Genomic DNA, 12,734 nt, shown 5'->3' with positions numbered 1-12,734 from the left:
ACTTCAACAGAATGACGAGCCTGCTGATCGCCGACGACCACCCGCTGTTCCGCGCCGCGCTGCGCCTGGCGGCCAGCGACAGTCTGCCCGGCTGCGAGGTGCGCGAGGCCGCGGATCTGCCCGGCGTACTCGCCGCGCTGGCCACCGAGCCGGATACCGACCTGGTCCTGCTCGACCTGCACATGCCCGGCAGCCAAGGCCTGTCCGGCCTCGCCGCGTTGCGCGGCCAGCATCCCGGCGTGGCCGTGCTGGTGGTGTCGGCCCACGACGAACCGCGCATCGTGCGCCGTGTGCTCGACCACGGCGCTGCCGGCTTCATCCCCAAGAGCGCGAGCCCTGCCGAGATCGGCGCAGCGATCTGCAGCGTGCTCGACTGCGGCACTTGGCTGCCACCTGCTCTCGCCGATGCAGTCGCCGCGTTGCCCGCCGACCCGGCCGACACCGACCTCGCCAGCCGCCTGGCCCGCCTCACCGAACAGCAGTCCCGCGTGCTTGCCCTGCTCGCGGAAGGCCTGCTCAACAAGCAGATCGCCGATCGCCTGGGCATCCAGGAGCGCACGGTGAAGGCGCATGTCACGGCGATCTTCGAGAAGCTGCGGGTGCGGAACCGGACGCAGGCGGGGATGTTGTTGAAGTCGCTGGATCTAGGGGAGCCGGCGCGGGTTGGTTGAGCGGATAAGACGCCACGAAGACGGACGTTTAGAGGGCAGCTTCCGCGACTGGTCCAGTCGTATTCACGCAAACGAGGAGCCACAACCTTCCTCAAGTAGCGGCGCGACGGGAAGGCTGTGCGGCTGTTGCGGAATAGGGTCTGTCCCAAACGTCGTCTGCAGCTCGAACGCGAGTTCGTCCCGATAGCTAAATCCGTACTTCGCAAGGGGAGCATTGGGAGCTATCACAGTTTCCAGACACGCAACCAAGTTCGAAAACATGTCGCCCCGGATCAGAGTCAATATGACTTCGCTTTCCGTCCAACCCCCATTCACTCGTCGAGTTAGCTGAGGTGTGCCGCCATGCGTGTATTTGTGGAGCCACTTGGCTGTTCCCCCTGTCTTCAGACCGTCAGACATCTTCTGAATATCTGGGAAGGTGGGAATGAGTGATTTGAGCATATCCCCAAGTCCCGGGATGTCTGCCTCAGGGCTATCGACTGACGTCGTCGGGAGTGCTTGAATTTCACTGCAGGTGGCGACGTAGACGAACCAGTAACCTGCTGTGGACGCCTCGAGCACTGGCCGCAACAGTGCTCCGCCAGTTCCGTATTCCCCAGCCTCCACCAGGCGAACAAGAGCTGAGTGGTGCTCAAGCGCCAAGTCTATCGCACACCTTGCAAAGGTTGCGCGCAAAGAGGGAGCCTCGCCCGTTGGCATAAGGGATTTCATTCGATCATTGTGTCTTCGCGACAAATGGCAACGCTCTAAGATCATTCGCAGAGACTCTTCATCCATTGACCTTCCCCCTTTAGCGCATGGCGACAAATCAGCAGGCAGTTGTAAGCCGGATCCGCTGTTTCTGAAAAAAACGGATTATGCAGAGCTCCAACCTAATTGGAGATGTTGTGAGAAATTTGGCACACATGGCTTAGATAATTCGCATCACGCTTTTATCGCGCCCGCCGTCACCCGCTGCAACACCTGCCTCAGCGCCAACGGCTTCAACGGCTTGTACAGCACCCCCACACCCGCATCGAGCAACCGCTGACGCAGCTCGCCATCGCGATCGGCGGTGAGCATCACGGTCGGCACATCGGCATGCAGTTTGCGTAGCTGATGCCACACATCAAAACCAGTCCGCCCGCCGTCGAGATGAAAATCGAGAATATGCAGATCCGGCCGCCACGGTGCCGCCAGCGCCTGCTCGGCATTGCGTGCGGCATGCACGTGCCAGCCCCAACTCACGAGCAAGCTGCTTAGTGCGGCAAGTGCGGCCGGCTCGTTGTCCAGTACCAGCGCACGACCGGCCGGCAGTGACTGCTGCGTGTCCGCGACAGGCGGCAGTCGTATTGCGGCGCGCGCCCTCGGCACGCTGAGGTCGAACACGCTGCCGTGCCCCGGCCATGAGCGCAGTCCGAGCGGATGACCGAGCAAATCGGCCATGCGTTGTGCGATCGACAGACCTAGCCCGAGCCCCTGCCCGCCCGCGGCGCTGCCGCGGCGGAATTCCTGGAAGATCAGCTGCTGCTCGCCCGGCGCGATGCCCGGCCCGGTATCCCAGACTTCCACACGCAGTTGCTGACCAGATCGGCGCACGCCGAGCAGCACGCGTCCGTGTTCCGCATAACGCAACGCATTCGACAGGAAGTTCTGCAGCACCCGGCGCAGCAGCTGCGGATCGGAGCGCACCCAGGCACGCGTGCCGACCACGTCCAGCCGCACGCCGCGGTCGAGCGCGATCGCGCGGAATTCGGCGGCCAGCGGGTCGAGCACCTCGGCCAGCGCAAACGCGCGCGGTTGCGGATGCAGGCGGCCGCCTTCGAGCCGGGCCACGTCGAGCAGGCCGGTGAGCAGACCTTCGGTGGCGGCCAGTGCGCCGTTGAGATGCTGCGCGGTAACGGCATCTCCGCCGTGCTCGGTCAAAGAATGGGCGAACAGCTGGGCCGCGTGCAACGGCTGCATCAGGTCGTGGGTGACCGCGGCGAGGAAGCGGCTCTTCGCCTCGTTCGCGGCCTGCGCTTCGGCCGAGGCCGCGGCGAGTTCGCGGGTGCGTTCTTCCACGCGAAGTTCCAGCGTCTCGTTGACACGCTTCAGCGCGGCTTCGGCCTGGCGGAATGCGGTGACGTCGGTGAAGGTAGCCACGAAGCCGCCGCCGGGCATCGGGTTGCCGCGAATCTCGACGACGGTGCCGTCTGGGAAGCGTCGCTCGGACAGATGCCGCGTGCCGGCGCGCATGTGCGCCAGCCGGCGCTGCACGCGCGCATCCACTTCACCGGGACCGAGCATGCCGGCGTCGATGTTGTGGCGGGTCAGCTCGGCTACCGAGCGGCCTACCTGCAACAGTTCGGGCGGGTAGTCGAACAGACGCGCATACGGCGTGTTCCAGGCGACCAGATGCAGTTCGGCGTCGACCACGCAGATGCCCTGGCTCATGTTCTCCAGCGCCGCCTCCAGCACGCGCTGGTTGAAGCGCAGATCCTGCGCCGCCTCGCCGACGATCGCTACCACCGTGTCCAGGTCGTCGCGGCCCTGTCGATGCACCACTTCCAGCAGCAAGCGCGCCGAGGCAGCGCCGATCACCGCAGCCAGTTCGTGTTCGACCTCGGCGACCCGCGCGCTGCCGGCAGGCCCCACGGCGGGTGCGCTGGCAAACAGGTGCTCGACCCGTTCCGACGGCAGGAAGCGCATCGCCAGCGCGCGCAGCTCGACCAGGCCGACATCGCCCACGCTGACCGCGCGTACCGCCCTGCCGAAACGCGAACCCGCCACCGCCAGCATCACCACGATATTCACCAGCAGGCTCACCACCACGGCGCGACCCAGCCGGTTCCAGTTGCCCAACCCGAGCAGGCCATCCGGTGCCAGCCAATGCAGGCCGAACGGGCCACCGCGCAGCCATGCCGGTGCAACCGGCAACAGGGTCGGCAGCACCGCGTAGATCCACACCAGGGTGCCGGCGGCGAGCCCGGCCATCACCGCACGCGAACCCAGCTGCGGCCGGTACACCGCCGCCAACAGCGCCGGGGTGAGCCCGGCCAGCGCGGAGAACGAGATCGCGCCGATGTCGGCCAGCACCTCGTTGCGCGCCAGCACGCGGCTGTACGCCCACGCCAGCAGGATCAGCACCAGGATCGCCACGCGCCGATGGTTCAGCAGTTCACCACGCAGGTCGCCGTGCTCGTCGCGGCCCCAGCCGGCGCGCACGCGCAACGGCGCGATGAAGTGGTTGACCACCATCAGGCTCAACGCCAGCGTGGCAATCACCACCATGCTGGTGGCTGCGCTCAGGCCGCCGAGAAACGCGATCAACGCCAGGCCATGCTCGCCGCGCGCCAGCGGCAACGCCAGCACGTACATGTCCGACGACACTCCGCTCGCCCCCAGCCACGCATCGCCCAACCGCGCCAGCGGCAGGATCGGCAGCGAGATCAGCAGCAGGTACAGCGGGAACAGCCAGCGCGCGGTGCGCAGCTGCCCGTCGTCGCGGCACTCCACGATGCCCGCGTAGAACTGGTGCGGCATGGTGAACATCGCCAGCGCGCCGAGCAGGATCAGCGCCGGAAAACCGCCGCTGTCCGGCGGCGGCGGAATGTAACTTGGCAAGCCTGTCGGCAAGGCGGTGAACAGCAGCGTGCCCAGCGCCAGCATCGCACCGAGCTTGAACAGCGACTCGAATGCCATCGCCAGCACCAGCCCGCGGTTGTGCGCCATCGTCGACGCGCGCCGCGTGCCGAACAGCATCGCGAACAGCGCCATCAGCAACGCCACGTACAGCGCGCTGTCCTGCCACGGATTGGATTCGGCCAGCTGACCATGACTGAGGATGCCGTAGCTCATCGCCACCGCTTTCAGCTGCAACGCGATGTACGGCACGATGCCGATCACCACCACCGCGGTGACCAGCGCCGCCAGCCCGGAATGCCGCCCCAGCCGCACCGCGATCAGGTCGGCCAGCGACCCGGCGTTGTATTCACGCACCAGCTGTACCAGCCGGCCGAGGAACTTCAGCGCGAACAGGTACATCAGGATCGCCCCGACAAACGTCGGCGGCAGCCACCAGCCCGAACGGCTGGCCTGGGTCACCGTGCCGTAGAACGTCCACGAGGTGCAATGGATCGCCAGCGACAGCGCATACACGATCGCCCAGCGTTTCTCGAACAGTTGCGGGCGACGCTCGCCGAGCAGGGCCACGCCGAACAGCAGGGCGAGCCAGCACAACGCTGCAAACGCGATGACGCTGGCGCTCAGCATGGCGTTTGCGCGTGTGGGAATGACTTCTTTCGCGATGCTTTGGTCGCACCGTGCCGGTTCTCCAAAGCCAAGAGCTTTAGACCTCCTGCGGAGGCCGAGTTACTTCTCTTTTGCTTGTCCAAAAGAGAAGTAACCAAGAGAAAACGACACCCCGCTTGGCGCTTGCCGGGCCTCCCGCCCGGCAAGTCCGTGAGCCGGGGCCGGGCTTTTCGACAGGGCATCCTGCCCTGGCGAAAAGGAGTCGACATCCTTGTCGACTCCCGCTGCGCGGCCTGTCGTCCCCGACTCACCGCCGCACAAGGGACCCCGGGTAGAGCAGCGGGCCATCCTGGCCCGCACTCGGTGATGAAGCGCGGAAGCCAGAGCCAAGGCGAAGTGCCGCTCTGCTGCTGTTGCTTCAGCAGTTGACTTGGCTCTTCTGAAAAGTGCGGGCCAGGATGGCCCGCTGCTCTACCCGGGGCCCCTCTGTAGCGGCGGACGGGTGAAGGAAAGCCCGCAGGGTGGTCGGCAGGGATGCCGGCCAGTTTGGCGTCAGCACAGGATGTGCTGTCGACAAACCCCGTAACCCGGCCGCGGACCTTGCGGGCAGGATGCCCGCAAGGCGCGTAAGCGGGGTGGCCTTTCTCTTTGGTTACTTTCTCTTTGGCCACGCAAAGAGAAAGTAACTCGGCTGCCGAAGGCAGACGAAAGCCCTTCGCTTTGAAGCTCCTGACTCCGAATGGAGCATCGGGCACGACCGAAGGAAGTCCCTTGTGGACAAGGTGCGCTCGTACAGAGGAGCAAGCGTCGGGGCGATGGCCGGCTGCCATCAACGCCCGGCTGGCAGCCCCAGCGCACGAACCGCGTTCACCACCCAGCGCAACTGCACGCCGTGGCGGCTGTCGTAGTCGGCTCCGGAATATCCCCACCAGTCCCAGCATGCTTGCGGATTCAAAGGCGCGAAACTTGCGCGGGTCTGAGGATATAGCACCGCCACGTCGTAGACGTCGGCCCAACGGTTGAAGCCGGCGTCCTTGACGAAGGCCTCGCCCACCGCGTCGGCGTTCTGTTTGCAGCCGTGGAACGCAACCACCACGCCGCACGGCTTGCCGGCCAGGCAATCCGGCGGCAGGTAGACGTAGCCGGTACCGGCCATGAAGGCATCCGCACCCTCAGGGCGAAGCGCATCCTGGTCGAACGTGCGCAGCTCGCCGCGTGCCTGGGTCGCCGCATGCGCCGGCTTGCCGAACATCTGCGCGAAGATCTCGCCGGCGGCGTCGAAGCCGCAGTGACCCAGGTACGGCGCCACCGACTTGTCGCAGTCGTCGCCGCGGCCGGCCACCGGCAGGTTGTGCGCAAACGCACGCTGGCCGTCGTCATGCACCCGCATGTTCTTCAGGGCTGGCGTGCCATCGCGCAATTGCTCGTAGAAATGGGCGCCGGCCTCCGCCACCGCCGGTGCCACCAGTGCGTCGTCCTTGCCGTGCAGCAGATAGACACGGGCGTGGGCGAGATCCTTCAACGCGCCGATTTCGCCAGCCGCGGAACGCTTCGTGGCGCTGGCCACCAGCGCGCCGACATCCGGCGCAGGCTCGCCCTTCATGCAACTGCCCAGGGCCACCGGCAGCTTACCGCCGGCACAGCCGTACGGGCCGCCGGCGACCAGGGCCGCATTCGGGAACAATTCCGGATAAGCCAGTTGCGCCTGCCCGGCCATGTACGCACCGGAGGAAAGGCCGACCACGGCAGTACGTGCCGGGTCGATCTTCAATGTCGGCAGGCTTGAATCAACGTCTTTCGCGCAGGCGCTGCCCGCACTGACCAGCAAGGTCAGCCACAGCAGGCGCGTTACCCATCGGGTGTTCATCGGTCTGCTCCGTTTTGTCGGTTCGACGTACGCGCCATGCAGGGCGGGAAATGCCTGCCGATCCTCGCGCCTCATGATCGTGGCGCAGAACCACAGGCATTACCCGCCCTGCAAAGCCGCGTTTCAGAAGTTGTAGCGCACGTTGGCGTACCAGTTGCGCGGCATACCGTAATACGCCGTGCGGATGTTGCCTACGCTGGAGAACTCCTGACCGTCGGTCTTGTAGACCTTGTCGCCGAGGTTGCGCACGCCGGCGCGGAACTGCCAGTGGCCGTCGGCAGAGTCGTAGATGCCGAACAGACCGGTGACCGAGTAGGCCTTCTGGCTCAGCGCGTCGTAGTTGTCCACGCTTAGCCAGGTCTCGCTGCGGTACGACCAGTCGGCGCCGATGGTGATGGCGCTGCCGTCACCCAGATCGAACGCCTGGGTGGCCGCGACGCGCGAGGTCCAGCTCGGCGAGAACGGCACGTGGTCGTGCAGGCGCGGGTTGTACAGCGGGTCGCTGGGATTGAGCCGATGATCGACGAACTTGGCATAGCGTGCGTCCATGTAGCCGACCTGGGCCGACAGACGGGTGCCCTGGCCGAATACGGCGGCACCCTCGAACTCGATGCCGTCCATCTTCAGCTTGGCGGCATTGATCACCGGGAAGGCGAAGGTTGGGGTGATCGCGCCGGGGTTCTGCACTTCCGACACGCGTGCCTGGAAATCGGTGTAGTCGCTGTGGAACGCGGCCACGTTCGCTTGCAGCCTGTTGTCGGCCGAGCGCCACTTCATGCCCAGCTCGTAGGTCCACACGTATTCGGGGTTGTACTCGGCACTCTTCGTTTCGGCGGCGGTGTTGGCGCGGCCGTTGAAGCCGCCGGATTTGAAGCCGCGGCTGGCCGAGGCGTACAGCATGGTCTGCGGATCGAGCTGCTTCTGCAGGCTGAGCGTGGGCGTCCACGCATTCCAGCGCTTGTTCGCGCTGAATGCCACGGTCTCGTTGATCGCGCTGAACGGCACGCCCCAGAACGTGCTGGTGGTGCGGTCGTAATCCTTGTGGTCGCTGCTGTAGCGCACGCCGGCGGCCAGCGTCCAGCTGGGCACGAACTCCCAGTTCATGTGCGCGAAGCCGGCGACGGTGGTGGTGGTGAGGTCGTCGTCGATGGTGCGCAGGAAGGTGATCGGGGTACCGGCAAGCGCGAACAGGTCGCTGGCATAGGCTTCCTGGTGCGATGGCACGGTTTCGCGCAGGTAATACAGCCCGTAGACCGCCTGCAGATTGCTGCCGTTGTCGTACTGCAGCTGCAGTTCCTGGCTGGCCTGCTTCTGGTTGAACTTGACCAGCACGTCGCCCAGCTCGAACTGCGAGGCGTCGATGTCGATATAGGAGTTGCTGTCGAGCTTGCGGAATGCGCTGATGCTCTTGAGGTTCCACTGGTCGGACAGCTTCCAGCCGAGGTTCAGTGCGGCGCCCTTGTGTTCGAGCTGCTGCCCCTTGTCCGGATCGAACGAGGTGCGCGTCCTGAAGTCGTATTTCTTGTCCGGATCGGGGGTGTACAGCGGTACCGAACCGAACACCAAGTCGGTGCGTTTCAGCACGGAGACCGGCTGACCCAGGGTCAACCCGGTGTCCTGTTTGGTGTAGTCGAGGCTGAGCACCGCGTCGAAGTTTTCCGACGGGTGGTAGCGCAGCTTGCCGCGCACGGACTTGGTATCTTCATCGTTGTACTTGTGCCCGGTGGCCGGGTCGGTGACGTAGCCATTGGTCTTGGTCACGCCGCCGGCGATCGAGGCCGACCATGCGCCGCCGAGCGGACCGCCGAGATAGAACTTGCCCTCGCGCCGGCCGTAGTTGCCGAAGCCGGCCTCGACCGAACCCTCGGTGCTTTCGCCCGGATTCTTCGTCACCACCTTGACCGCGCCGCCGGTGGAGTTCTTGCCGTACAGCGTGCCCTGCGGGCCGCGCAGCACTTCCACGCGCTCGACGTCGAACAGGCTGATCAGCCCGCCCTGGATGCGCGAATAGTAGACGTCGTCGACGTACATGCCCACGCCCGGGTCGAACGTTTGCAGCGCATCCGGCTGGCCGATGCCGCGGATGAAGATGTTCACCGCCGAGGACGAGCCGCGGCCCTGCACGATGTTCATGTTCGGCACCGCGCCCTGCAGGCCGTTGACGCTGTTCGCTTGCAGGTCCTTCATGTCCTCGCCGCTGAACGCGGTGATCGCGACCGGCACCTTCTCCAGCGATTCGTCGCGGCGTCGCGCACTGACCCTCACTTCCTCCAGCTGTTTGGCCTCGGTCTGTTTCGCTGCCGTCGGCTTGGCGCCGGCGTCCTCGTTCGCCTGCTGCGCGTGCAGCGGCACGATGAATGCCAGACCCAGAACCAGACCGATCGCCGAACTCAGATGCGTGCGTTTCATGACGTCCCCTTGCAGTGAATGCATCGCTCGCGCGAATGCTGATGAGGGGAGAGTAGGTGGCGCCGTGCGCCGGCAGCACTTGTACCTTCGTACAGTGCCGCCGGCATGGGGCCTCCGGGATACTCGACGCCTGACGTAGTGGGGAGATTCACGGATGGCGTTTCTGATCGTGCTGGCTGCGCTGTGCTTTCTGATGTTCGCGGCCTATCGCGGCTACAGCGTGATCCTGTTCGCGCCGATCGCCGCGCTGGGCGCAGTGCTGCTGACCGACCCGTCGCTGGTGGCGCCGATGTTCACCGGCCTGTTCATGGACAAGATGGTCGGCTTCCTCAAGCTGTACTTTCCGGTGTTCATGCTAGGTGCGGTGTTCGGCAAGCTGATCGAGCTGTCCGGTTTTTCCAAGTCGATCGTGGCGGCCACCATCGGCCTGGTCGGGCGCAGCCGGGCGATCCTGTCGATCGTGCTGGTGTGTGCGCTGCTGACCTACGGCGGCGTGTCGCTGTTCGTGGTGGTGTTCGCGGTGTACCCGTTTGCCGCCGAACTCTTTCGCCAGTCCGACATTCCGAAACGGCTGATCCCCGGCACCATCGCGCTGGGCGCGTTCACCTTCACCATGGATTCGCTGCCGGGCACGCCGCAGATCCAGAACATCATCCCCACCGCGTTCTTCGGCACCAACACCTGGGCGGCGCCGTGGCTGGGCACGATCGGCGGCGTGTTCATCCTGATCGTCGGCCTGACTTACCTGGACTGGCGCCGCCGCAAGGCCGCCGCTGCCGGCGAAGGCTATGGCGACAACCTGCTCAACGAACCGGCACCGTTCGAAGCCGCGACCTTGCCGCATCCATTGATCGCATTGCTGCCGTTGGTGCTGGTCGGCGCGTGCAACAAGCTGTTCACCGACCTGATTCCGCGCGTGTACGGCGAAACCCAGTCGTTCCTGCCCAGCGTGGTCGGCAACGCGAAACCGGTGGTGCAGGAAGTATCCAAGGTCGCTGCGATCTGGGCGGTCGAGGGCGCGCTGCTGGTCGGCATCCTGTGCGTGCTGGCGTTCGCCTGGCGTGCGGTGACCCGGCACCTGGCCGCCGGCAGCCAGGCCGCGGTCGGCGGCGCGCTGCTGGCCTCGATGAATACCGCCTCGGAATACGGTTTCGGCGCAGTGATCGCCGCCCTGCCCGGCTTCAAGCTGGTTGCCGATGCGCTGCACACGATCCCGAACCCGCTGCTCAACGAGGCGGTCACCGTCACCGCGCTGGCCGGCATCACCGGCTCGGCCTCCGGCGGCATGAGCATCGCATTGGGCGCGATGGCCGAGACCTTCATCGCCAACGCGAACGCCGCCGGCATCCCGATGGAAGTGCTGCACCGGGTCGCCGCGATGGCCTCCGGCGGCATGGACACGCTGCCGCACAACGGCGCGGTGATCACCCTGCTGGCGGTGACCGGACTGACCCACCGGCAGTCCTACAAGGACATCTTCGCCATCACCGTAATCAAGACCCTGGCGGTGCTGGTGGTGATCGCGGCGTATTATTTCCTCGGCGTGGTGTAACCGCGCCGGTGGCACCCGCTCGTCGCGGGGTGCAGGCTGGGTGAACGGATCGAAGAAATGACGGGCAAGTTGTCACGCAAGTCCGTATAATCGGTTAATTCGCCCTTCAAAAACCTGCGTGACGGCCACCGAGCCGCCCGAGTCGATCCCATGTCCATCGAAAAACTGCGCAACATCGCCATCGTCGCCCACGTCGATCACGGCAAGACCACTCTCGTCGATTGCCTGCTGAAGCAGTCCGGCACGCTCAACGAGCGCACCGTGCTGGCCGAGCGCGTTATGGACTCGAACGACCAGGAAAAGGAACGCGGCATCACCATCCTGGCCAAGAACACCGCCATCACCTGGCGAGGCAACCGCATCAACATCGTCGACACCCCGGGACACGCCGACTTCGGCGGCGAGGTGGAGCGCGTGCTGTCGATGGTCGACTCGGTGCTGATCCTGGTCGACGCGATGGACGGCCCGATGCCGCAGACCCGCTTCGTGACGCAGAAGGCGTTCGCGATGGGCTTCAAGCCGATCGTGGTGATCAACAAGGTCGACCGTCCGGGCGCGCGTCCGGAATGGGTCGTCGAGCAGGTGTGGGATCTGTTCGACCGCCTTGGCGCCACGCCCGAGCAAATGGATTTCCCGATCGTCTACGCCTCGGCGCTGAACGGCTACGCCGGCCTCAACGACGACGTCCGCGATGGCGACATGACCCCGCTGTACGAAGCGATCATGCAGCACGTCAGCAAGCCTGATGTCGATCCGGACGGCCCGTTCCAGATGCGCATCAGCCAGCTCGACTACAACAACTTCGTCGGCGTGATCGGCATCGGCCGTATCCAGCGCGGCGTCTTGCGGAAGAACATGCCGGTCGCGGTCATCGATCGCGAAGGCAAGAAGCGCCAGGGCAAGGTGCTGCAGGTGCTGGGCTTCCTGGGCCTGGAGCGGATCGAGGAAGAAAGCGCCGAGGCCGGCGACATCGTGGCCATCTCGGGCATCGCCGACCTGACCATCTCGGACACCATCTGCGCGCTGGACACGCCTGAGGCGCTGCCGGCACTGACCGTGGACGAGCCGACGATCTCGATGACCTTCCAGGTCAACAACTCGCCGTTCGCCGGCAACAAGGATCTGTCCGGCGGCAAGTTCCTGACCAGTCGCCAGCTGCGTGAGCGACTGGATCGCGAGCAGGTGCACAACGTGGCGCTGAAGGTCGAGCAAGGTTCCGACGCCGACAAGTTCCTGGTCTCCGGCCGCGGCGAACTGCATCTGTCGGTGCTGATCGAGAACATGCGTCGTGAAGGCTACGAGTTGGCCGTATCGCGTGCGGAAGTGATCATCAAGGAGATTGACGGCCAGAAGATGGAGCCGATCGAGCAACTGGTGGTCGACGTGGAGGAGGTGCACCAGGGTGCGGTGATGGAAAGGCTCGGCGTGCGCAAGGGTCAGCTGAAGAACATGGAATCCGATGGCAAGGGTCGTGTGCGCCTGGACTACGAGATTCCGGCGCGTGGCCTGATCGGCTTCCAGAACCAGTTCAAGACCCTGACCCAGGGCTCGGGCCTGCTGTTCCACGTGTTCGACCACTACGGTCCGAAGGAAGAAGGCCAGATCGCCAAGCGCCTCAATGGCGTGATGATCGCCAACGCCGGCGGCACCACCCCCGCCTACTCGCTCGGGCCGCTGCAGGATCGCGGCAAGCTGTTCGCGGCCGAGGGCGACTCGGTCTATGAAGGCCAGCTGGTCGGCATCCACGCCAAGGACAACGATCTCACCGTCAACGTGATCAAGCCCAAGCCGCTGACCAACATGCGCGCCTCGGGCAAGGACGATGCGATCCAGCTGACTCCGGCGATCAAGTTCACGCTGGAACAGGCGCTGGACTTCATCGACGACGACGAGCTGGTCGAGATCACCCCGAAGGAGATCCGCCTGCGCAAGAAGCACCTCACCGAGAACGACCGCAAGCGCGCCTCGCGCGGTTGAGTCGTCGCCTCGCGTGATTGACCGGAAGGCCGCCGCAGGGCGGCCT

The 12,734-nt window shown here is 65.2% G+C and carries 7 protein-coding genes; 3 read left to right on the top strand and 4 right to left on the bottom strand.

Translation table 11 applies throughout. The annotated features are described in order from the left end of the window. The first annotated feature begins 11 nt into the window (after positions 1-11). Complete coding sequence (locus tag ABD024_RS07315; RefSeq protein WP_343851141.1) at positions 12-671, top strand: response regulator transcription factor; 660 nt, start codon at positions 12-14, stop codon at positions 669-671. 63 nt (positions 672-734) lie between these two features. Here ABD024_RS07315 and ABD024_RS07310 read toward each other — a convergent pair whose 3' ends face one another. The 4 genes from ABD024_RS07310 to ABD024_RS07295 form a co-directional block, all read right to left on the bottom strand. Next, positions 735-1,313 (bottom strand): DUF6988 family protein, encoded by a 579-nt coding sequence (locus tag ABD024_RS07310; RefSeq protein ID WP_157616889.1) that lies wholly within the window; start codon positions 1,311-1,313, stop codon positions 735-737. A 282-nt stretch (positions 1,314-1,595) separates the two neighbouring features. Continuing rightward, the gene (locus ABD024_RS07305) at positions 1,596-4,904 is read right to left on the bottom strand and encodes a hybrid sensor histidine kinase/response regulator (RefSeq protein ID WP_343851138.1); all 3,309 of its coding nucleotides are present in this window, start codon (positions 4,902-4,904) and stop codon (positions 1,596-1,598) included. An 808-nt stretch (positions 4,905-5,712) separates the two neighbouring features. Beyond that, positions 5,713-6,750 carry an extracellular catalytic domain type 2 short-chain-length polyhydroxyalkanoate depolymerase gene (locus tag ABD024_RS07300; RefSeq protein WP_343851136.1) on the bottom strand — a complete coding sequence of 346 codons (1,038 nt, stop codon included), beginning with the start codon at positions 6,748-6,750 and terminating at the stop codon, positions 5,713-5,715. A gap of 123 nt (positions 6,751-6,873) precedes the next feature. Next, on the bottom strand, positions 6,874-9,159 hold the full coding sequence (locus ABD024_RS07295) for a TonB-dependent receptor (protein WP_343851134.1): 2,286 nt from the start codon (positions 9,157-9,159) through the stop codon (positions 6,874-6,876). 154 nt (positions 9,160-9,313) lie between these two features. Here ABD024_RS07295 and ABD024_RS07290 point away from each other — a divergent pair, with 154 nt between their 5' ends. Then, positions 9,314-10,711: a GntP family permease gene (locus ABD024_RS07290; RefSeq protein ID WP_343851132.1), complete on the top strand. Its 1,398-nt coding sequence runs from the start codon at positions 9,314-9,316 to the stop codon at positions 10,709-10,711. 150 nt (positions 10,712-10,861) lie between these two features. Further along, complete coding sequence (gene typA, locus ABD024_RS07285) at positions 10,862-12,688, top strand: translational GTPase TypA (RefSeq protein WP_343851130.1); 1,827 nt, start codon at positions 10,862-10,864, stop codon at positions 12,686-12,688. Positions 12,689-12,734: the final 46 nt, after the last annotated feature.

Source organism: Rhodanobacter soli (genome assembly GCF_039523495.1).
Taxonomy (GTDB): domain Bacteria; phylum Pseudomonadota; class Gammaproteobacteria; order Xanthomonadales; family Rhodanobacteraceae; genus Rhodanobacter; species Rhodanobacter soli.
This window is presented reverse-complemented; position numbering and strand designations above follow the sequence as displayed.

Excerpts from the sequence above, each read along its gene's own strand:
- typA (WP_343851130.1), top strand. The coding sequence starts at position 10,862 with ATGTCCATCGAAAAACTGCGCAACATCGCCATCGTCGCCCACGTCGAT.
- ABD024_RS07305 (WP_343851138.1), bottom strand. The coding sequence starts at position 4,904 with ATGCTGAGCGCCAGCGTCATCGCGTTTGCAGCGTTGTGCTGGCTCGCC.
- ABD024_RS07315 (WP_343851141.1), top strand. The coding sequence starts at position 12 with ATGACGAGCCTGCTGATCGCCGACGACCACCCGCTGTTCCGCGCCGCG.
- ABD024_RS07295 (WP_343851134.1), bottom strand. The coding sequence starts at position 9,159 with ATGAAACGCACGCATCTGAGTTCGGCGATCGGTCTGGTTCTGGGTCTG.
- ABD024_RS07290 (WP_343851132.1), top strand. The coding sequence starts at position 9,314 with ATGGCGTTTCTGATCGTGCTGGCTGCGCTGTGCTTTCTGATGTTCGCG.
- ABD024_RS07300 (WP_343851136.1), bottom strand. The coding sequence starts at position 6,750 with ATGAACACCCGATGGGTAACGCGCCTGCTGTGGCTGACCTTGCTGGTC.